This window comes from Nocardiopsis sp. CA-288880, from assembly GCF_050955985.1.
GTDB classification, from domain to species: domain Bacteria; phylum Actinomycetota; class Actinomycetes; order Streptosporangiales; family Streptosporangiaceae; genus Nocardiopsis; species Nocardiopsis tropica.
In genome coordinates, this window is sequence record NZ_CP192105.1 from 2626371 (window position 1) to 2648680 (window position 22310).

Here is a 22310-nt window from a genome sequence, read left to right on the forward strand (position 1 = left end):
GTCCGGCCACGGCCATGAGGTGCTCCCGGGTTTCTGACCGAGGTTGTACAGGTGCGGACCAGAGCGGCCGGAACCAACGGCGTTCCTTCTCACGGGGTGGCTGCCGGCTGGTGGTTCTGCCGCGGCGGTCCACAAGATCGGCGAGGGGAGCAGAGGTCGCGGTGGACTCTGCGTATCAGGCTGCTTTGAAGACCTTGTCCAGGTGCCAGGCAAGGGCGCCAGGGGCGGGGCGGTCCGTCTTTTCCCTGGGAAGGAAGACGGCCTTGTCTGCCAGCTCCGCGTACTCCTCGGTGTCCGGAAAGTCCTTGTGCAGGCGGGGACTCACTCGCACTTGCATCTTCGGGCTGATGCCGATGTACCCCAGGTCGAAGAGGGTGTGCACATCAGATCTCAGGAGCATTCCGTTGTCGAGCCGGTGCAGTCCTCCCTGGGAGACCGGGTGGATGTGAGCGGCCTCCAGCACTGGACGTACGCGTCGGCCGGAGACGGCGCACTGGCCTTCATAGGCGTCCAACAACGCCAGCTTGAACGCTCCCTGGCCCATGCGACGGCGGGTGGGACGGGCCTCGCCGAACATGGGGCCGTGGTGTTCCCAGGTGGTCGTCACGGTGGTCTCGTCGTCGACGAGGGTCTCCGCAGGGCTCCGCGCGAGAACACGGTCGACGATGGGGGCGAAGTAGTCGGTGTGCTCGGAGCTGGTGATGTCCTTGTAGGTCTTTCCCTGAACGAGACCGTAGGACCAGTCCGGGGGAGGGCCGAAGGTCTCGTCCTCGGGCAGGAACACCGGGGCGCGCAGCATGATGCAGCCGATGAGCGGGTCTTCCCCGGGGAGGATGGGTGGCATCTTGTTTTTCGCTCGGTACACGTTGATCGCCTCGCGCACCGCGGACAGGCTGCTCCTGCCGTTGCCTTCGCCGAAGGCCGCCCATGCCTCGGACAGGGGGACGAGCGCGAACCCGCTGAGGAGGGCGCCGCCCACGATCCGGTCGTGCGGCTTGTGGGTCTTGAACAGGAACAGGTCACCGGGGGAGAGCGCTTTGAAACTCTTTCCTGAGGGGCGCCAGAAGTTGATCTCCTCCAGGTGGGGGCGCTGGGCGAGGAAATCGGCCCAGGACTTGTCAGTGACTCCGACAAAAGCCTTCATGTCCGACATTGTGGAGCAGGTATGCACCAGCGTGCGCCGGTGAGCGGGGTTGCCGCGTCTCGTGGCGAAGGCGCGTGTGTGAAGGCCCTGGAGGAGGTGGGTGCGCTCGCGTGTGTCCACATCTGGCCAAGTCCGCAGACCGGGAAAGATCGTCGTGCTCAGCGGTGGTGCTCAGCCTGGAGTCGGCGAGAGGGTCAAGGGTTGGGGTTCGGTCGCCGGCTCGACGGTCACGTGGGCGGTGTGCCGCCGATCGTCGCGCGCTGGTGGTCGGGGCCCGCTTAGATGTCGGCGTCACGGCGGGGCAGTCGTTCCACGGGGCAGGGGCCCCTGCTGCCGTGGCAGGTGTCGGTATCGCCCGCACCATGGATGTTCAATTCACATTGAGTAATAAAAGGAGCAAACTGGTACGAAGCGTACTTTCGTGCATGGGGTGCCGAACTCCGTGCCGGGGGAGGTGTGGTCCGGTGGACACGTTATTGCGGGTCCTGGTCACGGAAGAGGGGTCACCCCCCGACCGTGTGGACGAGATGACACGCCAGCTCAGACGCGAACTGCTCCAGCTCGACGTGGACGACGTCGCACCGGCGCGAGGGGGAGAGGCGCCACCCGGAACACGCGCTTGGAGTGTGGCGGAGACCGGAGCTCTGCTGGTCACCATGGGCCAGTCCGCCACCGCCCTGCGAGCGGTCGTCGACGCCGTCAGGAACTGGCGGGCCCGCTGCCGCGAACGCCCGGCCATCCGGCTGGTGATCGACGGGGACGTCCTGGAGATCTCCGAAGCCACCCCGGATCAGGCCGCACGGTCGTTCAAGCTCTTCGCCGACCGCCACTCGTCCGACGGAGCCGGATCATGAACGGCATCCGGAACGCCCTGATCGTCGCCACCGACACCTACCAGGACGACGGTCTGGAACGCCTGAAGTCGCCGGGTCAGGACGCGGTCGCCCTGGCCGACGTACTGCGGGATCCGGAGGTCGGCGGGTTCGAGGTCGAGGTCCTGCGCAACGAGCCGGCGCACGTGCTGAGCAGGCGCGTGGACGACTTCTTCTCCGACCGGAGCAGGAACGACTCCCTGCTCCTGCACTTCTCGTGCCACGGGCTGAAGAACGACTCAGGAGAACTCTTCTTCGCCGCCGCCGACACCGTTCCCCGGAGGCTGTCCTCGACCGCGGTCTCGGCCGACTTCGTGCGCAGGAGCATGAACGAGGGAAGGGCGCGCAACGTCGTGCTCTTCCTCGACTGCTGCTACGGCGGAGCGTTCATGACGGGTATGGGCACCCGCGCGTCCGGCAACGCGAACGTGTTCGACTCCTTCTCCGCAGAAGCATTCGACAGTGGGCGCGGGTGGGCGGTGATCACTGCTTCCAGCGCCATGGAGTACTCCTTCGAGGGCACAGAGTTGGCCGACGACCGGCAGGTGCGGGCCTCGGTGTTCACCCGGGCGCTCGCCGTCGGGCTGGCCTCGGGTGAGGCGGACCTGGACGCCGACGGACGTGTGTCGATCAACGAGCTGTACGACTACGTCTACGACCAGGTCCGCAGGGAGAATCCGCACCAGACGCCCAGCCGTAGCTTCCACCTGCAGGGCGACGTCTACCTGGCCCACAGCAAACGGCGCAGGACCGACACGGAAGGCCTGCCGCAGGCGTTGAGGTCCGCGGTGGCGAGCCCTGACGTCTTCACCCGGCGCGGAGCGGTACCCGAGCTCCGCGACCGTCTGCAGAGCCCGGACCGGGAGGTCGCCGAGGTGGCGTGCCAGGCACTCCACGGGCTGGTGCTCAACGACATCCGGTCGATCGCGGACGAGGCCTCCCACGCCCTGGACGAGGTGGCGGTACGCCCCTCACCAAGGGTGCTGGACTTCGGCCGGGTGGTCCAGGACTCGCCCGCGCCGCACCGCAGGGTTCAGCTCCTCGGTCCAGCGCTGGCACACGAGTGCGTTCCGCATCCGAGGGAGCCCTGGATCCACGTGGTGGAGGTAACGGACGGACTGGACGTGTCCGTCGACACGGCGCGGGCAGGCAGGCTGGAGGGCCCTCTCGTGCTCGAGGGCAGGGCCGGGGACGCCTCGGTGTCCGTCCGCGTGGAAGTGGTGCCCGCTCCAGTGTCCGCGGAGCCCGTCCCGTCGTCGGCACCGCGACCGACCGGGGGCAGCAGGGTGCAGGCCGCCGCGCCGGCGCCACCCGAGTCCCATGGCCCTCCACCTGTGCAGCGATCCGCGAGCGGAACGGCTGTCGGCCCTGAGGTCCCCGGACCGCGGGCGCCCGTCCCCGGAGCACGGGGCTCACAGGCCCCGCCCACCGCTCGGCCGCCCGCCGGCTTCGGTGAGCGCCTGGCGGCGCGGATCATCGACTACGTGATGGTGCTGTTCTTCGCCGTCATGGCGGTCTTCGCCGTGCTGGTGGTCGCGTCGATCCTGTCGGCTCCGACCAGTTCCATGGACACGCTGGCCAACATCGTCCTGGGCCTGTTCTTCCTCGGGTGGGGTGTGCTGCTCTTCTTCTACGACTGGATCTTCCTCCGGCACCTGGGAGCGACCTTCGGCAAGATGCTCCTGCGGCTCAGGGTGGTGGACGCGGCCGATGGCGGAAGGCTGAGCCGGGGACAGGCCGCGGGCAGGGCCGCGGTGTTCGGTCTGCCGCAGTCGATCCCGTTCATGGGGCAGCTCGTGGTCTTCTTCGAGTCGCTCGCCGCGCAGGGGAACCCCCGCGGACAGGCCCTGCACGACAGCTGGGCGGGCACCGTGGTGGTACGGACCCCTCCGGATGCGGGGCGCTGACGGGCGCCCCCCTTGCCGACCGGGTCCTTCCGTCCGGAACCGGGCGGAGCAGGTCGCACGGGCCGTGAGCCGGTGAGGGTTCGGGAGCCGGTTTCCCGGTCGGAGCGGAGCCAGGAGCCCTCGGCCAGTACCCCGGTCCCCGACCGTGCGCGGGACCGGCCGCCGGGCCTGTGGAGAACCGCGGGCGGGGAACCGGGTTCTCTGCCACCATCGGTGGGATGGAACCCGACCCCCGGCACATGCGCGCGCTCGTCGGGTCCGAGGACGCGCGAACCGTCGACCTGAGTGTGCGCGGAGTACCGCTCACGGCCGTCCACCGCCCCGTGGCGGAACAGGCCCGCCTCCGCTCCGGAGGCAGGGCCCTAGGTTCACGGTTGGGTGTCTACCAGGTGCTCCAGGCGCTTCCCCTGGGTTCGTGGGTGCCGGTGGACGCCCTCAGTGAACGCGAACAGGCCATCCTCCCGGCGCTGCCCGCCTGGACCCGGATACGGAGGAACGGGTGGATCCTGCGCCTGGCGGACACGCCGGTGCGGCTCGACCTGCTCGTCACCCGGGGGGAGAAGTGGCTCGACGCCCTCGACCGGGCCTGTGCGCTCGGCGCGGTCGCGCCCCGGATGGCTGTGTGTGACTCGCTCGGCGAGGACCGCGACCGGGCGTGCTGGGAGGCGGACTACTACGGGGTGGGGTTGGCCGTGCGCCACGGAAGCGGGCTGCGGGTGCTGGTCCGTCCCCGTCATGGGGTCCCCGAGCCGGCTGCGGCACTGCACTGGCGCCTCGCCGAGCGCGTTCACCGGGCAGCGGAGGAACTGGGCCCCCAGTCCTCGGAGTCGGCCCAGTAGCGCAGGGCGGCGGAGGCACCGAACGTGTCCTCACGGGGCGAGATCTCCCTGTTGTGCCACTCGTACTCGTTCAGAGCCCTCCGGCACATCCCCTGCCACCGCGACCTGACGTCTCCGGGCGAGGTCTCTGACGCGAGCTCCCGCCACCACCGTGACCAGAGCGCCATGTTGTGGGCGTGTGCCGCCTTCCTGTCGGACGAGTCCTGGAAGTCGCTGAGCGCTCTGCCCGCCTCGCCGTTGCTTCGCGCTTCTCCCCATTCGACGCAGGGCGTGCACAGGCACCGCCGGGGGTTCCGCAGGCGTTCGGCGAGTGTGGAGCCGTGGAAGTAGCCCATCAGGGCGGGCAGGATGACGTGAGGGCTCGAATCCGTCCCGGGCCTGCCGCCCTCCGTTCCCGGGGGCACCGCGTGGCGGACCGACGAGGTGTCGCCGACGGAGGCGAACGGCGCTCCGCACGCCATCGCCTCCAGCGCGGCCAGGTCGGTCCGGAGCAGGGCGGTGTCCGGGCAGGCACGGAGGACCTCCCTGAGCGCACTCGCCCGCCGCCTCGATTCCAAGGGGTTGTTCCGGGCCCCGAGGATCAGTGCCTTGGGCGCACGGACGCTACGGAGGGCGGCGATCAGGTACGTGCGGCGTTCGGTGAGCCACGCCGCGTCGACGGGCGCCGCGAAGACCACGGTCGGCGCGTCCGTCCCGTTCATCTGCCGGACGGCCGCGGCCAGTGCCCGCTCGCCCGCATCGTCGCACCGCAGGTACCTGGTGGGCGACAGAACCAGGTCGGCGGGGGCCGCGGTCCACTGTTCCAGGGTCGCTCCGAGGCCGGTGCGGCGCGTGTCGACATAGTGCTGCGGTTCTGTGGTGAACGGTTCCTCGGCGGTCGCGTAGGAGCTTTCGTAGGCCGACGGGTCCAGAACGACCGGACACGCATGGGCTGTCCCGGCGATGAACTCCTTCGCCCTCTCGCGGGCTTTCCCGCCGGAGAACACCACGCCTCCGGCGACGGCCGTGACATGGCCCAGGGGCGCGTGTCGGACGTCCTTGACATGGAGCAGGACGCGGCCGCGCACGGCGGCGAGGGGGTCGGGTGGTGCGTGGCCGACGGCTGGGAGAGGCCCGGGGGTGGTGGGCACCGTTTCACCTCGTGGTTCCGCGTGGGCGTTCGCCCGTGCTCTGCCCGCCGGGTGTTCCCCGGAACCCCGCGTGACCGGTTGAGGCCACCGAAGTGAGAGTGCTGTGGCTGCTGTTGCTCCGGAGGTGTGCGCGTGGTGGTCGGTGCGGAACAGGGCCCGGTTCCGTGATCGCCTCCCGTGGTCCCGGGGGCGCAACCGTCATCGGTTCAGGAAACTCCTGGCGAAGAGTAAAAATCCATGGTTGTCCATGTAATTCATATATTTCACATTCGGCACTTGAGAGGTTTCCCTTTTTCGATTGAATTCATGTGTCGAACTCCAGGCCGGTGTCGGCCACCGTCGGAGGTCTTCTGTCCCTTGTCCCGTGCAGTTCGACTGGCCAAGGATTGCTGTTATGGCTTCCAAGACGAAATCTCGTGGTTCTCTTCGCTACTGGGGCGTGGCGGTTATAGTTTTCGCCCTTTTCGGTTGGTTCCTGCCGGAAGTGGGGCCGATGTGGATCGTGATCGCCTCCGCGGTCTCGGTCCTCTACGTCTTCTTCCAGATGCCGCTGCCGTGCGGTGCCTGGAACAGGGGGGAGAAGACGCGGTGCCGCAACAACTCCCCGGGCTGCTGCCGGGGTGTCATATCGAGCAGCACCGGTGGCAGACGGCCAAACTCATGCTGCGCAGCGGTGGGTGGGGAGAGCTCCGTGCCAAGATCTTCGCCAGCTGGAAGAGGTCGCTCCCCGCACTCGTCACCGCCGCCACCATCGTGTCCGGTGTCGCGGCGGTCGCCCAGCTCGCGGTTGCCGTGGCCGTCGCCTGAACGCCGAGCCCCGGGCGTGATCGGGACGTCGCCCATCGGACCCCTGAGGTGATGGGCGGCGCACCAGGACACCCACCGCTCAGGAGGCGTCGGTGACGCGCTTGCCGTCCCCGTCCTTGACGATGGTGAAGGCGTCCACCGTCTCGCCGTCTGCGGTGCGGGCCCGGTACTCCAGGGTGTCGCCGTCCACCGCGACGTGCTGGAAGGTCTGGGTGTCCTCGCGCTGCACCTGGACCCGGGCGCCGTTGTCGGTCCAGTTGTCCTCGCCGGCGTCGTAGGTCTTGGGACCGGCCACCGAGACCACGTAGACCGGGCCGGTGTGCGCGCCGGAGCCGCCGTCCTCGCCCTCGGCCAGGACGCCCCGGGTGTAGGAGTGGTCGTGGCCCTGCAGGACCAGGTCCACGTCGTGCTCCTCCAGGACCGGCAGCCACGCCTCGCGCAGCGGCCCGTTGTCGCGTTCGGGGTCGCTGGAGAAGACCGGGTGGTGGAAGGTGACCACGGTCCACGGGTGGGGGTTGTCGGCCAGCACCCGGTCCAGCCAGTCCCGCTGCGTGTCCAGCCACCGCTCGGGGTCCTCCGGGGCGGCCTCACGGTAGTTGGAGTTGAGCACCACGAACCGCACCCCCTGGTAGTCGGTGTGGTAAGCGGTTTCGGCCAGGTCCGTGCCCCGGTCGGGGCCGTTGCCGGCGCCGGGGAACTGCGGGCCCCAGTGCCGGCTCAGGCCGTCGTCGTACTCGTGGTTGCCCGGGGCGGCCACGTGGTTCATGCTCCCGGCCGCCTGCCCGAAGGCGTCGAACCACTCGTCCCACTGGGAAGTGCTGTCGGCGTCGTCGATGAGGTCCCCGGAGTGCACGGCCAGCTCGGCGTCGGGCGCCGCCTCCAGCCCGGCCCGGACGACGGGGGCCGCGTCCTCGGTGATGTCGTTCTGGATGTCGCCGAAGTACAGGAAGCTGAAGGGCTCAGCCCCCTCCGCCGCGGTGGTGAAGGCGCGCCAGTCCCCGGTCTCCTCCTCCGAACCCTCACCGGCGCCGATCGCGCCGATCCGGTAGCGGTAGGCGGTGTCCGGTTCGAGGCCGGTGGCCGTGGCCGCGAAGGTGGAGCCCGGTTCGTCGCCTCCGGTCGGGCTGCCGTCGACCCGCACGGTCTCCTCCGAACCGTCGTCGGGCCCGATCTCCAGGAAGGACTCCTCCGCTCCGGACGCGTGCCAGGTCACCGTCTGGGAGGTGCCGGGATCGGCTGTGGGGGAGAGGAGGACGCGGTCGACGGGCTGTTCGGCCGTGGCCTGGGGGGTACAGGCGCACAGCCCTGCCACGAGAAGGGTTCCGCACAGGGCCGCCGACACGCGGCCCGGAGCGGGGCGGGGTGGAGCGGTGGGCATGGAGGTACCTGTCCTTTCTTCCGGCGGTCCGGGACCGCGGGGCGGGGAGCCGACGGGTCGGTCCGGGGAGGGGCGTCGTATCCGGCCCCTACCCAGGTGAGAGGCGGAAATCCGTCGCGGCGGGCATACGGAACTCGATCACCGGCGTCGCTTCCCGGGCGTCCGCCCGTGTCCGGCGTTCGTTCAACGCTCCGTCGGAGGCGAGACGCACGCGCAGTGCCGGGTCGGGCGCGACCAGGGCGTACATCAGGCCCGAGCCGTGGGGCGACCTGTGTATTTCGAAGTCGGAAACCGTTCGGGGCGGAGCGCATCAGCTCGAAATGCTGAGAACAGGCGTTATTCGACTTCGGTGTAGCGGTCGCAGTAGCGGACGATCTCCCTCAGGACGTGGTGCCAGTCATCGAGCCCGTCCGCCTCGGGTTCGTAGCCAGCGCTCCAACGGCCGAAGAATATGTCATCCAGATGTTGGTTTTTGTGTTCTTCTGCCAAGAGGGCTTCTGCTTCTCTTTTTATTCCTCCTGAGAGGCTTTGGAGGACTGTATTCTTTTCGAATACTTCGGACAGGGTCTCTCCTTCGATGGTCCAGTCTTGGTGTAGATAGTAGTTGAAGAGATAGCTGAGTTTATTATATTTTTCTTCTGGGGTTTCCATGGATGTCCTGGCGGCTTGGGGTGGGAGGAAAGGTGGTGGCGGGGTCTGGGGTTTTCGGGGAAGATGATTCATCTCGGAACATGGTCGATCCCCACGGTGGCGCGTGTCGGGCCGAAGTTTGATTGACCAAGAAGTTTCCGGTCAGTCCTTCATTATTTGACAATGGAAGCGTGACTGCATGCTGGGTCGCTTGGCCGGCTGTCGTGGATCGCGTGCCCGCTTCTCATTGTGAGTTTGCTGTGTCCTGGAGTTCCTGGAGTTCCTGGAGGTTTTTGGCTTTTTGGGGGTGGCTGTCCGGAGGTATTCTTCCCCCTTGCTCGCTCGGGGGATTTCCAAGCCATCTCTCGAGGGCTTCGATGGATGTCAGGCCATCCCCTTTTGCCTGGAGGAGTCGGCGTACCCACACACTTTTCTCATTCCTTGCTTCTGTGTCGGCTGACTGAAGGCTCAGGAAATTTGCTGCCTTCCCGTCCACCGAGGCCCAGAGGTAGCCGATCGCGACTCCTTCCTTGTGTATCGGAACGTAGAGTACGGCTGTGTCTGTCAGACGGTCGAACTTCGGCCTCGATCCGGATCTTTCCAGGCCAAGGTCTTCCCATGACTCTCCGCGAGACATGGCATGGGCCGGGTCCGGCTGGTTGCTCACCACGGCTACTCGTCTCGGTTTTCGGTTGTCTGCCTCGAGCGTGAGGCCTCGAACTCCTGGGTGGTTCCCTTGTCGAGGTCGATGATAGGAATTTTTCCCTGAGGCGGCATTTCATCTCGACGCAGACCAGGAGCGGGGAGCCGGTGGCCTGACCGGTCAGAGCCGTGTGTTCTTCGGCCCGAAGGGAGTGGTGGGTGGTTCGCCGCGAGCCTCTCCGCCAGGAGTGGAGTGGTCCGTTCGGACCTTCGGCAGTCCGCCGTTCACCGGCCAGGCCCTCCGGCTCCCGGCCGGCCCGCCCGACCGAACCCTCAGAGCACCGGCGTGGTCTGCGCCAGGGAGATGCGCCAGTCGTCGCCCTCGCGGACCAGGAGGTAGGACATGACGCCTTCCCGGGGAGCGGAGGACTCCGCCTCGGGGCGCCCGTCAAAGACGGTCTTGGTCAGGCTGACGTGGGCGACGTCGCGCGCGACGAAGCGGATGTCGTCGACCCGCAGGGCCGTCCGGACGTCCTTGAGGGGTGTGGCGAGGGCTGCGGCCATGGCGGAGGCGAAGGCCTCCAGGCCGAAGAGCCGCCGCCCGCCGAAGTTGACGATCACGACGTCGGAGGTGTGCAGGGCAGGGAGTGCGACGGGGTCGTTCTGGGCCAGGTCCGCCCGGGCGACGAGGTCGCGGATGCGCCGCTCGTCGGTGTCGCGGTCGGGGAGGGCCGTGCTCGTGGTGTCCATGGGGCGAACCTAGAAGCTCAACTTATGTTCATGTCAAGGCGCCCGTCCCACCTTCGCCCCCGCCCTCAATCGCCTCAGGGCAGGATCGGCCGGGGCCCCTCCGGAGGCTTCGGGCGCGGCCCCCACTCGCGCGGGTAGCCGAGGGAGACCTCGATGTGGGGCACGCCGTCCACGACGATGGTGCGCGGGATGTGCAGGTGGCCGTAGACGACGGCGCGGGCGCGGTAGCGCGTGTGCCAGTCGGCGGTGGCCTCGGTGCCGCACCACTGGGCGAACTCGGGGTAGTGCAGGACGCGGGTGGGTTCGCGGACCAGGGGGAAGTGGTTGACCAGGACGGTGGGGGTCTCGGGGTCGAGGGCGTCGAGGCGCTTGCGCGTGTAGTCCAGCCGGGCGCGGCACCACTCGTCGCGGCTCGGGTGGGGGTCGGGGTGCAGCAGGTACTCGTCGGTGCACACGACCCCGGACGCGTGGGCGACGGCGAGCGCCTCCTCCTTGGTGCGGGCGCCCTCGGGGCGGAAAGTGTAGTCGTACAGCACGAACAGCGGGGCGACGACGACCGGCCCGTCGGGGCCCGGCCACACCGGGTAGGGGTCCTCGGGGGTGTGCACGCCCAGGCCGCGCAGAGCCTCGACGAGGTGCAGGTAGCGGGCCTCGCCTCGCAGCTGGACCGGGTCGCGCGGGGAGGTCCACAGCTCGTGGTTGCCGGGGGTCCACACCACCGTGGAGAAGCGCTCGCTCAGCAGCTCCATGGCCCACAGGACGTCGTCCGCGGTCTCGGCGACGTCGCCGGCGACCACGAGCCAGTCGTCGTCGGACGCGGGCCGCAGGGCCTCGGTGAAGGCGCGGTTGTCGGCGTGCCGGACGTGCAGGTCACTGATGGCGACCAGGCTCATCGTCACCGTCCCCTTCGGTGGTCGTGGATCGGCGACACCCTACACACCCGGGCGGGCTTTCGGGCGGGCGGCCCGGACCCGGGCCGGGCAAAGGACTGTCCCCGGCCTCTGCTTGACTGCTCCCATGAACGTGCGTGAGGCGCTGCCGGAGGAGATGGCGGCGGTCGGGGAACTGCGGGTCGCGGCGTACCGGGACCTGGGGCTGCTGGAGGAGGGGGACCCCTACACGGACTCGCTCCGTGCGCTGGGGGCCGACGGCCGGGGCGAGGTGCTCGTGGCCGTGGAGGGGGAGCGGGTGGTGGGCACGATCCTGCTCGTCCCGTGGTCGGAGTCCAGCGAGATCGCGCGCGGGCCCGAGGAGGCGGAGGTGCGGGCGTTCGCGGTGGCGCCCGACGCCCAGGGGCGGGGGTGGGCCGCGCCCTGGTGCGCGCGGTGATCGCGTCGGCCGCGGAGCGGGGCGCGGCCCGGGTGGTCCTGTCCACGCAGCCCCCGATGCTCGCGGCGCAGTCCCTCTACCGGGCCCACGGGTTCGTCCGCACCCCCGAACGAGACTGGACCCCGGTGCCCGGGGTCGACCTGCTGACCTACGCGCTCGCGCTGCCGGACCGGGAGACCTCCGCGGCCCCCTCCTCGCAGGCGGTCGCCCAGGGCTGAGCGGCGCCCTCCGGCCCCGGTAGCGGGCTGACCGGAACGGTGTCCGGTGGGGCGTGAGGGGCCCTGACCTGGATGATCTTGTACTTATAGACGGTCTGGACGCCCACACCGTCTATGAGTACAAGATCACGGGGGAGAGGCCGGGCCGGACGGCGCCGCCTCCCGCCCCGTCCCCACGTCGAAGGCCCTGTCGCACGCCGCCCGCACCCCGTCGTTGTGGGTGGCGACCACCACCGCGCACCCCTCGCGGCCCAGCTGCCGCAGGACCTCCACCACCATCGCCGCGTTGTCCGCGTCCAGGGCGCCCGTCGGCTCGTCGGCCAGCACCAGGGACGGCCGTTTGACGAGCAGGCGGGCCAGGGCGACGCGCTGCCGCTCGCCGCCGGACAGGCGGTGCACCACCTCGCCCTCCCGCCCGGCCAGGCCGACCCGCTCCAGCGCCGCGGCGTGGCCTGCCCGGGCGCCGCGCCGCCGCGCCACGTCCAGGTTGGCCCGGACCGTGGCGTTCTCGATGAGCGCGTAGTCCTGGAAGAGGTAGCCGAGCCTGTCGCGCCGGAAGCGCCGCCGCCCTCCCGGCCCCAGGCGGGTCAGGTCGGCGCCCTCGCAGAGGATCCGGCCGCCGCTGGGCCTGTCGAGCAGGCCCAGGCAGTTGAGCAGGGTGGTCTTGCCCGAGCCGCTGGCCCCGACGAGGGCGACCGTCTGCCCGGCCTCGACGGTCAGGTCCAGGCCCTGCCACAGGACGCGGCTCCCGAAGGACTTGGCGAGGTTCTCGGCGGTGATCAAGGTGCTTCCCGGTGGTGTTCGGCGGTGATCAAGGTGCTCCCCCGTGGTGTCAGGCCCGCGAGGAGCCTTCGCGGACGATGCGGCGGTGGAAGAGGGCGAGGGCGCCGAGGGTCAGGGCGAGCCCGGCCGCCGTGACGGCCGCGGCGTAGAGGGGCTCCAGCCCGCTGGTCGGCACCGGTTGCGGCGGCAGGGGCCGCAGGGGGTCGTCCAGGGCCCGCAGCGCGGCGAGGGTGTCCCAGGCGGCCCAGCCCGTGAAGCCGAGCGCGACCACGGCCTCCACGGCGAGGAACCGGCGGTGCGCGGAGAGGAACCCCCACCCGCTGATGTGTCGGGCGAAGACGGTCTGGGCGTGCGTGCGCACGTGGATGACGCACGCGGCGACGCCGGTCGTCAGCAGGACGGCGGTGCCGGCGGCCAGCGCGAGCAGTTCGACGCGCACCGCGGCGACCTGGGCTGCGTGGGCGCTCCTGGCCTTGTCGAGGATCGGCTGGACCGTGTTGACGTACTCGGCCACCCGCGGGTCGGCGCGGGCCGCCAGCACCACGTCCGGGTCGGGGAAGAGCAGGGCCTCGTGCGTCAGGTAGGTGAGGTAGGTCCGGTCGGAGAGCGCGGAGCCGTTGGGCAGGGCGACGATCACCGGGTCCCGCAGGAAGGGTGAGGCGTCGGTCCCGCCCGGGTCCCTCGACCCGTAGGTGAACACCCGCTGGCCGCCGGCCAGCGGCAGGACCTCGATGTCGGCCGCGGTTCCCGTGCCCCCGGCCTGGAGCGCGTACCAGTCGGGCAGCTCGCCCTCGACGGCCTCCCGGTGGGCGGCGTGCGCGGGCGGCAGCAGGACCCGGACCCGGTCGTCGGAGGGGGCGGCGCCGTAGCGCGCGCCGGTGGGGGACAGGACCTCCTGCTGCGCGAGGTAGGTGTCGTTGACCACGAGCACGTCGAAGCCGGGGCGGGGGGCGCCGACCGGCACGAGCGACGCGGGAGGGTGCCGCTCGGCGATGACCAGCTCCCCGTCGAGGTCGGCGCGGCGCAGCCAGGGGCCGAGGAGGCGCTCGGCGGTCCCCGGGTCGTCGAAGGCCGTGCTGCCGTTGAGCGTGGCGTGCGAGGTCTCCCCGGTGCGCTCGAACGCCTCCAGCGCGGCGCGCTGCTCCCGCGCGGCCTGCGCGAGGTGGAGCGTGCTCGCCAGGACGCCGAGCAGCAGGAGCAGGACGGGCACGCGCACCAGGTAGACGGCGGCCCGGGTGCTCCGGACGGGCAGGCGCCCCCGGAGCGCCGGCAGGACCCCGGTGGCGTGCACCAGGCCCAGCGCCGCCGCGTGCGTCACCAGGGCCGCGGCGGCGAGGACGCCGAGCAGGGCCAGGGCGGTCAGGGTGTACAGGCCGAGCTGGTTCCATCCGTTGTAGAGGCCGAGGAGGACCAGGGTGAGGGCGCACACGGCGGGCAGGGCGACGCCCCACAGGCGCGCGACCCGCCCCAGGTCGCCCAGGAGGATCCGGGTGTAGGAGTGCCCGTGGAGGCGCCGGACGCCGTGGTCCCGGGAGTCGAGCAGGACGCCCGCGCCGATCGAGGTGGCGCCCACCAGCAGCGCCGTGGCCAGGATGTGGAAGAGGGGGCCGCCCAGGAACGACTGCCACAGGCGGGCCTGGCCCGCGCCGGAGTCCGCGCCGAGCCCGTGCGTGGCGAGGGCGTCGGCGAGCACCCGCGCGTTCTCCGGCGGTCCGAAGACGAGGTAGTTGCCGCGGGGGCTGCGGTCGGCCATGTCCCGCACGGGGTGCACGCGCAGTTCCATCGTGCGGCCGAAGGAGGGGTACCCGTCGGTGAGCCAGTCGGCCTGGGCCGAGCCGGGGTCCCCGACCGCGAGGTACATGTGCCACAGCGACTCGGGCGAGCGCACGTCCGGGACGACGAGGCCGACGGAGATCCGCTGCTCCGCCGCGACGCGTTCGACGGTCCGCGCGACCTCGCCGCCGTCGGAGGCGCCGTCGTCCTCGACGATCCACACCGACGCCGAGTGCTGCGCCGTGGGGATCGTCGCCTCCCACGCGGCCAGCAGCAGCGCGGCGATGAGCGCGGCGCAGACCAGGAGCGCGGTGTGGGCGAAGGCGATGGTGCGGTTGGGCATCGTGTCCCTGCGCGTGGTCGGGGAGCCGTGCGCCCCGGCGGCGGGGCGGCCCCGTGGCTGCGGGAGGCGCTACCCGCAGTGCCTCCAGTAGGCCTCGTTGTGGTTGACGGCGCGCGGGGCGGAGGCCTCGGACGTCTTGCCGGGCAGCATCGCGGCGGACGTGACGGTGTACGTGCCGACCGCCGTCGACCCGTGGCAGAGGGTCGCGTGGAAGTAGTTCGAGTACACCCTTCCGGTGGTGAGGCCGTGGTACCAGGTACCGCCGCCGACGTAGCTGATGGCCGCGTCGGCGACGCCGGCCGTCGCCGCGGTGAGCCCGGCCGCGAAGACCAGGGACGCGGCGGCGCGCTTCAGGGGCTGGGGCATGTCGTTCCCTCTCACGGCCTCCGGCACGGTTGTCGGCGGGGGCCTTCGTCGTGCGGGGACGGTGCGCGGAGGGGGTGGTCGGTCGGGCCTCCCGGCCGCGCGCCGGGGGCTCCGTGTCGGGGACGGACGACGGGGGCGGCGGCGCGTTCCGCGGGGCGGGGCGTTCTCCGCGTTACCGTCCCGCTCGTGCCGACGCAAGAAAAAAGTACCGCACGGAGTGCTTCGGTAACTCTTTGTGGCCACTATCGGACAGGAATTCGCCCGTAGCAGGGCTCTCCGTGCGTTCCGGTCTAGCGGGCGGCGCCCGGGCCTTGCTCTGCGTCACCGCTGGCGAGGCCGTCGCGCAGGCGTGCCAGCTCGGCCCGGAGTTCGTCGGCCAGTGCGACGGCGCGGTCCAGGCCGGGCACGGGGGCCGTGTCCGCCGGCCCGGGGACGGGTTCGGCGGCCGGCCGCTCCGGGGCGGACCGGTCCAGCAGGGAGGGGTCGGGGGCGATGCGCACCTGTTCCGAGGCGCCCTCGGCCTCGATGTCGAACACCACCCGGTCCGACCGGTGCCAGCTCTCGAACCACTCCAGCGGGGTGCCGTCCCGGTCGAACGTCCCGCCCTCCAGCAGCAGGAGCGGTGCCTCGGCCGCCACCCCGAGCTCCAGGGCGATGCGCGGGTCGGCGGGCACGGCCCGGATCTGCCGGCGCCCGCTGGTGGGCACGGCCCCGAACCGCTCCTCCATGAGGCGGTGCAGGGAGGCGTCGCGCAGCATCGCGGCCTCCAGGCCGGGGAAGCGCTCGGCGGGGAGCCAGGTGCGCACGTAGGACAGCGGGTCGCCGCCGACCGAGCGCACGCGCTCCAGGCGGAGCAGGTCCCGGGTGCCCAGGTGCCCGACCGCGGCGGGGCCCCCGGAGAGGGAGGGCTCCAGCGACAGCACCGCCGTGGACAGGCTCAGCCCCTCGGCGGAGAACTGGTCGAAGAGCCCGGTGACGCGCTGGACGAGCCGGTGGTGCTCGGTGGGGACCGCGGCGACCGGGGCGCGGCCGCGGGTCCTCCTGACCGAGCCCTCGTCCTCCAGGGTGGCCAGCGCCTGCCGGACCACGCTGCGGGAGACGCCGAACCGCTCGCGCAGGGCCGCCTCGCTGGGCAGGGTGTCGCCGGGGGCGATCGAGCGGTCGCGGATCTCTGCGCGCAGCACGCCGGCGACCTGGGCGTGCAGGGGGCGGGGGTCGGTGCGGTCGACGGGCATGGGCGCCATTCTAGGGCCGGGCGTGCGGGCAGGGGCGTGCCGGTGCACGGCACGCTGCGGAGCGGCCGGCACCCGGGGGTGGGCATGTTCAAGCGCGGGCCCGTGCGCGGCACGCTGCGGAACCGGGCCGCACGGCTTCCGCGCGGAACCGGGCGCCGGAACGGCGGTGTGCCCGCGCCCCCGGCGGGGACGCGGGCACACAGCTCACCGGTGCTCGGGTCGGGGCGGCCGAGGGCGGGCGGGGCCGCCCCGACCGCCGGGCGGCGCCGCGCGGGGCGGACGCCGCCCGGAGGGCCTTCGCGCCGCTACCGCGCGTCGGAGCGGGACGCCTGCCAGACGTGCCCCCAGCCGGGGGCCAGCTCCGCGGCCCGGCGCAGCGCCAGGACGAGGCTGGCCTCGCGGGCGATCCCGCGGCCCGCGATGTCGAACGCGGTGCCGTGGTCGACCGAGACCCGCACCACGGGGAGGCCGGCGGTGATGTTGACGCCGTCGTCGCCGTAGACGGCCTTGAAGGGCGCGTGCCCCTGGTCGTGGTAGCAGACCGCGACCAGCTTCCACTTGCCGTTGACGGCCGCCGGGATCAGGGCGTCCGCGGGGAGCGGGCCGTGGGCGTTGATGCCCTCCTCGCGGGCCAGGGCGATCGCGGGCGCGAGGACGTCGGCGTCCTCGTCGCCGAACAGGCGGTTCTCCCCGGCGTGCGGGTTGAGCCCGGCCACCCCGATCGGCTCGTCCGGGCTGCCCTGGGCGCGGGCGAACGCGCTCATCAGGCGCAGCACCTCCAGGGTGCGCTCCCGGGTGATGCCCTCGATCGCGTTGCGCAGGGACACGTGCGTCGTCAGGTGGAAGAAGGACAGCTCCCCGGCGGAGAGCACCAGGCTGTAGTCCCGCACCCCGAACTCGTGGGCGAGCAGCTCGGTGTGGCCCGGCCAGGCGTGGCCGCCCAGGTGCATGGCGGCCTTGTTCAGCGGCGGGGTGACGATGCCGTCCACCAGGCCGCGCTTGGCCAGGTCGACCGCGGCGATCACGAACCGGGCCGCGCCGTCGCCGGCCTCCGCGCTCAGCTCGCCCGGCGGCACGTGGCCGAGGGAGGGGCCGGTCTGCACGACGTCGATCACGGCGGGGTCGTCGGCCGCGTCGGCCGGGGACTCGACGGGGTTGACCGCGGCCGGGTCGCCGCCGACGGCGGTGACCGCGTTGCGCAGGGCGTCGGCGTCACCGATCACCACGGGGCGGGAGTACTCCCGGACCTCGGGGTGGTGCAGCAGCGACTTGGCGGTGATCTCCGGGCCGATGCCCGCGACGTCGCCGAGGGTGACTGCCAGGGTGGGGCGGCTCATGCGTTCCTGCCTTTCGTGTGGCGTACCGCGTCAGCGGCCTCCAGTAGTGCGGTGGGGGATCCGAATCCCCCGGCCTTGGTGACGATGGCGCGGCCGTGCCGGGGACCGCCGGACAGCGTGCCGAGCGGGATGCCCGGGGCGACCTCGCCGGTCAGGGCGATGGCGCGCGCGTCCAGGGCGGCGGTGAGGGCGCGGGCCCCGTCGCCGCCGGTGACCACGAAGCCGGACAGCTCGTGGCGTGCGGCCAGGTCCGCGGCGAGCGCGCCGAAGCGGCGGGCGACCGACGCGGGGTCGAGCGCCCCGTCGCGGTCCTCGGGAGCGACCAGCGCGGTGTGGGCCGCGGCCGGGTCGAACCGGTCCAGGACCCCGGCGGACCAGGCGCGCCAGGCCGCGTCGTCGGCGAGGTCGCGCGGCGCGGGCTGCTCGACCCGGGTCCGGTCGTCGGCGGCCAGCTCCTCGACCTGGCCCCGGGCCGTCTGGTGGAGCGAGGTGACCACGACGAGGGCGGGGGCCGGTTCGGCCTCCGCGGCCCAGGAGTCGGCCAGCCGGGCGGCGAGTCCGGCCGAGCCGACCGGCACGGCGTCGGGGCCGAGCGCGGTGACGGCGGCGGCCAGGCGCGCCAGGTCCTCGTCGGTCCCGGCGTCGGCGACCACGACCGGTCCGGCGGCGCGCAGCTGTGCCGCGTCGGCGGCGGCGTCGCCGCCGGTGAGCCGGACGTGCTCGGCGCCGAGCAGGACCGCGACGCGGCTCTCCGACACCGGGGTCACCGGGTCGGTGCCGACCGCGGTGCGGTGCACCTCGACCCCGTCGACGAGGAGGACCCCGTCGCGGACGGTGCGGCCGTTGGCCGGGAAGGCCGGGCAGACCACGGCGACCGCGTCCGGCGACCACGCGTCCAGGACGGCGTCGATCTCCGCGCGGATGGGGCCGCGCAGCGTGGAGTCGACCTTCTTGTACAGGCGGGCCGCCCCGGCGTCGCGCAGGCGGCGGACCGCCTCCGCCGCGACGGCGGCGGCGCGGTCGGCGGGCAGCGCGCGGGAGTCGGTGCTGACGGCGACGACCTCGGCGTTCGGGGTCGCGGCGTCGAGCTGGAGCTCCGTGCTCCACCCGGCCCGCAGGAACTGCACGGCGGTGTCGCCCGCGCCCGTCAGGTCGTCCGCGACGACGGCGACGCGCGGTGTGACGGGGGTGCTCACGAGTCGGACTCCTTCTGCTCGGTGGTGTCGGCGCCGGCGGCGGGGGCCGCGGCGGACGCCCGGCCGGCGCCGGTGGCCGCCGTCTCCGCGCCGGCGGTCTCCCCGTCGGCCAGGGCCCTCTCGGCCTCGGCCGCCTCCTCGGCCTTCTCCGCCTCGGCGGGGGAGGCCCCGGCCCGGCGCAGGACCCAGGTGGTCACGAGCGGCGCCAGGATCGCGGTGACCAGCACGCTGGCCGCGATCTGGGAGGTCGCCGTGCCCATGTAGGCGGCGAAGGACGGGTCGGCGGCGGCCACGATGGCGGGGGTCGCGACGGCGTTGCCGGAGACGGTCCCGGCGGCGAAGCCGATGCCCGACTCCTTGCCGCGGCGCAGGATCAGCTTGTAGCCGAGGTAGACCAGGCCGCCGGTGAACAGGGTGATGACGACGCCCAGCAGGATGCCGGTCAGCCCGCCACGGGCGACGTCGGCGAGGTCGATGCCCGCGCCGAGCGCGAAGGCGAAGAACGGGATCACGATGGAGGGCACGGGCTTGAGGACCTCGCGCCACTGCGCGTCCACGTTGCCGACGACCACGCCGAGCAGGAACGGGACGATCGCGGCGACGAGGGCCAGCACCGGGATCTGGCCCAGGCCCGAGGCGCCGATGAACAGCAGGGCGATGAACGGGCCGTCGTTGACGGCGCCCGCGATGTAGGCGCCCCGGTCGCGGGAGCGCCCGTACTGGCCGGTGATCGCGAGCCACAGTCCGCCGTTGGCGTTGGTGGTGGCGGCGAGCAGCGCCAGGATCGACACCCCGAGGATGCCGTCGGGGCCGGTGAAGACGGCGAGCCCGACGATCAGCAGGCCGGGGATGAGGCTCTTGCCGAGCAGGACCACGCCGGTGGCGGCCAGGACGGGGCCGCCGGTCCGGAGCGTCACCTGGGTGCCGGTGGCGAAGATGAGCAGGGCGATCAGCGGCAGGGCGCTGTCCTTGAACAGCGCGGTGGTGAAGCTGCCGATGTCCAGCGCCCCGGGGGCGAAGGTTCCGATGAGCGACCCCAGGACCAGCGGGACCAGCATGGCTCCGCCGGGGATCTTGTTCATCCAGTGGTAGAGGGGCACCAGGGTCCCGTGGTCGTCGCGCATGAGTGTCCGTTCGCAGGGGTGTCCCGGCGGGGACCTCGGAGGATCCGGGCCGGGACTCATATTGTCCGTACAGAGTGTACGTACAATTTGGGATGATGTCAGCCGGGGCCACAAGTTTTCACAGCGGCCCCGGCCGTATCCCCTGCGTGACAGGGCGCGTGTCGGTGTTCGTGCCCGTCAGGACAGCACGGCCTCCCGGGTCTCGGCGCGGTCTCCGGCGGCGACCGCCGCCCGGCGTGCGCGCAGGTGGTGGACGACCACGGCGAGGGCCGCCGCGATGAACACCGCCTGCATGGCGGCCCGGACGGGCAGGCTCTCGCTGAACCCCGCGCTCGCGCCGGTCATGATCGAGTAGACGTTCGCGGGGAACATCGCGACCATGAGCGCGCCGAGTCCGGCCGCCGCCCAGGGCGAGGTGCGCGCCCACAGCAGGCCCGCGGCCCCGGCGAGCTCCAGCACCCCGGTGACGGTGACCAGCAGCTCGGGCGCGGGCAGCAGGGGCGGGACCATGGCGACCAGCTCCTCGCGCAGCCCGACGAAGTGCGCCACGCCGGTCAGGGTGAACATGGCCGCGAGTCCGCCGCGCAGGGCGCGCGACCAGGAGCGCAGGGGCCGCACGCCGAGCACGCCCAGCGCGAGCAGTGCGGTGGTGGTGCCGATCAGGGTGATGAGCGGTTCCATGGCGGGCCTCCGATGGGTGGTGTCCCGAAATCTTTCTACTGGAAAGATTGCCTCGCGGCACCCCAACTTGTCAATGGAAAGATGGAGGCAAAACGGTATTTGGCGTGCGGCGGAACCTGCGGTGGGGTCCGGGCGCGGGGGCGCGGGGGCGCGGGGGCGCGGGGGCGCGGGGGGCGGTCCGTGCGGACCGAGGGCGGCGCGGGCGGGACCCGGCGCGGCGGGTGGGCGGGAGCGGCGGCCGGGGCCGGGGCCGGCGTGGGCTCAGGAGGGGGAGGCCAGCCTCTCCACTGCCTTGCGGGCGGTGGCCGCGACGCCCGGGTCCGGGTGCTGGCGGCCGATCGCCTCCAGGACGGGGACGGTGTCGGGGTGGCGGTCCGCCCGGAGGCGGTCGACGTCGTCGAGGATCAGCTCCTCGATGCCCTCCGTGCACTCGGAGGTCAGGAAGGCGCGCAGGTTGGCCTCGTCGGGGTCCAGCGCCGCCGCGAGCATGTCGATGACGACCAGGGCCCCGTGCCTGTCCATGATCCGGTCGACCTCGTGCCGGGCGAGCATGCCGGAGGAGAGGAGGACGGAGGCCGCCAGGCCGACCGCGGTGGGTTCGCCGGAGCCGAGGAGGGACCACAGGTCCGGGACGAGCTCGGAACTCGTCGTGTCCAGGACCTTCGCCCCCGTCCACCGGCGCTGCGCCCGGCCCGGCCCCCGCACCGCCTCGGCGATCTCCCGCAGGGCGAGCGCGGGGGTGCGCCGCTCCAGCCACGCGTCGAACGAGCACAGCCGGCCCTCCGGGGCCAGGGCCCCGAGGGCGTCCAGGAGTTCCCCCGCCCCCGCCAGGTCCTCCGCCAGCGGGGCGGGAACGCCCACCGCGAGGAGGATCCGTCTGACCCCGAACCGGCCCAGACCCGTCAGCCGCGCCCAGAAGGGGCGGGAGCCGCCCCCACCTCCGGGGCCGTGGCGCCCCACGACCACCGCCCCGGTGCCGGTGAGCCGCCACAGCGAGCGCAGGAGCCGGTCGGCCGCGGGATCGGGGCCCTCCCGCACCGCGCCGGGGTCCGGCCGGCCGGCGCCGCTCAGGGCCTCCAGGGGGGTGCGGGCGCCGTCCGGGGCCTCGTAGAGGAGTCTCAGGGCCCGGGGGAGGAGGGCGTCGGCGCCGGCGGGGGAGAGGGGGTCCTGGTCCTGCCCGACACCGTCCTCGAACACCTGCGACCACCAGGCGAGGATCCGGTCCGGGGAGCGTGCGTGCTCCTCCAGGCGCCGCGCGGGGTGGGCGTTCCCGGCCCCCAGCTCGACCAGGCCGAGCCGGACGGCGGTCCGCCACGGCCGGACGAACTCCTCCACGCCGGACGCCGGGCCGAGTCCCTCCAGCCATCTGCTGCGCCGGCGGGGGTGGTCCTCCAGGCCGCGGGGCCACAGCCCGCACTCCCGGACGGCGTCGCGCACGTCGGCGGTTCCGGGCAGCCCCTGGGGGCAGACGGGGGTCGCCGGCCCGCACCAGCGGGCCAGGCCGAGGGCGTCGCGCAGGGGCGGGGAGGCGAGTGCGGCGAGGGCGAGGTCCTCCGCGGGAGGGAGCGAGACGGGGCGGGCCGGGAGCCGCAGGCTGTTCGGGGACGCCGGTTCGTCGGAGGGCATGGGGAGCTCATGGATTCTCTTGTGTGGAACGTGATTCCTCTTCTTCTACCGTGCCGGTGGGACGCGTTGTGGCGGATTCGCCAAGTTCGCCCCCGTGGCGCCCGGCACACCGGCCCCTCACGCCCCACGGCGGCGGACGCGGGGAACCGGGTACCGTCGACCGCCGACAGGGGCCCGGACGTCCGCACCTGCCCCCGTGG

The 22310-nt window shown here is 72.4% G+C and carries 20 protein-coding genes and 1 pseudogene; 5 read left to right on the forward strand and 16 right to left on the reverse strand.

Annotated features, from left to right (window positions below; all coding sequences use genetic code 11):
• Positions 1–175: 175 nt before the first annotated feature.
• On the reverse strand, positions 176–1144 hold the full coding sequence (locus tag ACQPYD_RS11235) for an HNH endonuclease (RefSeq protein WP_433700928.1): 969 nt from the start codon (positions 1142–1144) through the stop codon (positions 176–178).
• A gap of 464 nt (positions 1145–1608) precedes the next feature.
• Between ACQPYD_RS11235 and ACQPYD_RS11240 the strand changes: the two genes are divergently transcribed.
• The 3 genes from ACQPYD_RS11240 (at position 1609) to ACQPYD_RS11250 (ending at position 4762) form a co-directional block, all read left to right on the forward strand.
• Positions 1609–1998: a hypothetical protein gene (locus tag ACQPYD_RS11240; protein ID WP_433700929.1), complete on the forward strand. Its 390-nt coding sequence runs from the start codon at positions 1609–1611 to the stop codon at positions 1996–1998.
• Positions 1995–3923, forward strand: coding sequence for a caspase, EACC1-associated type (locus ACQPYD_RS11245; protein WP_433700930.1), 1929 nt, complete (start codon positions 1995–1997; stop codon positions 3921–3923). The genes ACQPYD_RS11240 and ACQPYD_RS11245 overlap by 4 nt, the downstream gene beginning before the upstream one ends.
• A 218-nt stretch (positions 3924–4141) precedes the next feature.
• The gene (locus tag ACQPYD_RS11250) at positions 4142–4762 is read left to right on the forward strand and encodes a hypothetical protein (protein ID WP_433700931.1); all 621 of its coding nucleotides are present in this window, start codon (positions 4142–4144) and stop codon (positions 4760–4762) included.
• Here ACQPYD_RS11250 and ACQPYD_RS11255 read toward each other — a convergent pair.
• Positions 4711–5892 (reverse strand): hypothetical protein, encoded by a 1182-nt coding sequence (locus ACQPYD_RS11255; protein WP_433700932.1) that lies wholly within the window; start codon positions 5890–5892, stop codon positions 4711–4713. The genes ACQPYD_RS11250 and ACQPYD_RS11255 overlap by 52 nt on opposite strands.
• 660 nt (positions 5893–6552) lie before the next feature.
• Here ACQPYD_RS11255 and ACQPYD_RS11260 point away from each other — a divergent pair.
• Complete coding sequence (locus tag ACQPYD_RS11260) at positions 6553–6699, forward strand: hypothetical protein (RefSeq protein ID WP_433700933.1); 147 nt, start codon at positions 6553–6555, stop codon at positions 6697–6699.
• A gap of 79 nt (positions 6700–6778) precedes the next feature.
• Here ACQPYD_RS11260 and ACQPYD_RS11265 read toward each other — a convergent pair whose 3' ends face one another.
• From ACQPYD_RS11265 to ACQPYD_RS11285, 5 genes are all read right to left on the reverse strand, one after another.
• A complete protein-coding gene (locus tag ACQPYD_RS11265) occupies positions 6779–8077 on the reverse strand; it encodes a metallophosphoesterase (RefSeq protein ID WP_433700934.1) in 1299 nt (432 codons plus the stop codon).
• A 336-nt stretch (positions 8078–8413) separates the two neighbouring features.
• The gene (locus ACQPYD_RS11270; RefSeq protein ID WP_433700935.1) at positions 8414–8728 is read right to left on the reverse strand and encodes a contact-dependent growth inhibition system immunity protein; all 315 of its coding nucleotides are present in this window, start codon (positions 8726–8728) and stop codon (positions 8414–8416) included.
• Positions 8729–8951: 223 nt separating this feature from the next.
• Entirely contained in the window at positions 8952–9374 is a 423-nt protein-coding gene (locus tag ACQPYD_RS11275; protein ID WP_433700936.1) for a hypothetical protein, read from the reverse strand.
• A 308-nt stretch (positions 9375–9682) separates the two neighbouring features.
• Positions 9683–10099 (reverse strand): SgcJ/EcaC family oxidoreductase, encoded by a 417-nt coding sequence (locus ACQPYD_RS11280; RefSeq protein ID WP_433700937.1) that lies wholly within the window; start codon positions 10097–10099, stop codon positions 9683–9685.
• A gap of 74 nt (positions 10100–10173) precedes the next feature.
• Positions 10174–10992, reverse strand: a complete 819-nt coding sequence (locus tag ACQPYD_RS11285; RefSeq protein ID WP_433700938.1) for a metallophosphoesterase family protein — start codon at positions 10990–10992, stop codon at positions 10174–10176.
• Positions 10993–11146: 154 nt separating this feature from the next.
• Between ACQPYD_RS11285 and ACQPYD_RS11290 the strand changes: the two are divergent.
• A pseudogene (locus ACQPYD_RS11290) lies at positions 11147–11646 on the forward strand (GNAT family N-acetyltransferase).
• A 126-nt stretch (positions 11647–11772) separates the two neighbouring features.
• Here ACQPYD_RS11290 and ACQPYD_RS11295 read toward each other — a convergent pair.
• The 9 genes from ACQPYD_RS11295 to ACQPYD_RS11335 form a co-directional block, all read right to left on the reverse strand.
• Positions 11773–12429: an ABC transporter ATP-binding protein gene (locus ACQPYD_RS11295; RefSeq protein WP_433700939.1), complete on the reverse strand. Its 657-nt coding sequence runs from the start codon at positions 12427–12429 to the stop codon at positions 11773–11775.
• Positions 12430–12478: 49 nt separating this feature from the next.
• Positions 12479–14545 carry a hypothetical protein gene (locus ACQPYD_RS11300; RefSeq protein ID WP_433700941.1) on the reverse strand — a complete coding sequence of 689 codons (2067 nt, stop codon included), beginning with the start codon at positions 14543–14545 and terminating at the stop codon, positions 12479–12481.
• A gap of 69 nt (positions 14546–14614) precedes the next feature.
• Positions 14615–14911: a lactococcin 972 family bacteriocin gene (locus tag ACQPYD_RS11305; RefSeq protein WP_433700942.1), complete on the reverse strand. Its 297-nt coding sequence runs from the start codon at positions 14909–14911 to the stop codon at positions 14615–14617.
• Positions 14912–15201: 290 nt separating this feature from the next.
• Entirely contained in the window at positions 15202–16155 is a 954-nt protein-coding gene (locus ACQPYD_RS11310) for a GntR family transcriptional regulator (RefSeq protein ID WP_433700943.1), read from the reverse strand.
• A 296-nt stretch (positions 16156–16451) separates the two neighbouring features.
• Positions 16452–17483: a 4-hydroxythreonine-4-phosphate dehydrogenase PdxA gene (gene pdxA, locus ACQPYD_RS11315; protein WP_355011310.1), complete on the reverse strand. Its 1032-nt coding sequence runs from the start codon at positions 17481–17483 to the stop codon at positions 16452–16454.
• The gene (locus ACQPYD_RS11320; protein ID WP_433700944.1) at positions 17480–18679 is read right to left on the reverse strand and encodes a four-carbon acid sugar kinase family protein; all 1200 of its coding nucleotides are present in this window, start codon (positions 18677–18679) and stop codon (positions 17480–17482) included. Before ACQPYD_RS11320 ends, pdxA begins: the two co-directional genes overlap by 4 nt.
• On the reverse strand, positions 18676–19803 hold the full coding sequence (locus tag ACQPYD_RS11325) for a 2-keto-3-deoxygluconate permease (protein ID WP_433700945.1): 1128 nt from the start codon (positions 19801–19803) through the stop codon (positions 18676–18678). The genes ACQPYD_RS11320 and ACQPYD_RS11325 overlap by 4 nt, the downstream gene beginning before the upstream one ends.
• Before the next feature lie 177 nt (positions 19804–19980).
• Positions 19981–20484, reverse strand: coding sequence for a DoxX family protein (locus ACQPYD_RS11330; RefSeq protein WP_433700946.1), 504 nt, complete (start codon positions 20482–20484; stop codon positions 19981–19983).
• Positions 20485–20745: 261 nt separating this feature from the next.
• The gene (locus tag ACQPYD_RS11335; RefSeq protein ID WP_433700947.1) at positions 20746–22110 is read right to left on the reverse strand and encodes a hypothetical protein; all 1365 of its coding nucleotides are present in this window, start codon (positions 22108–22110) and stop codon (positions 20746–20748) included.
• Positions 22111–22310: the final 200 nt, after the last annotated feature.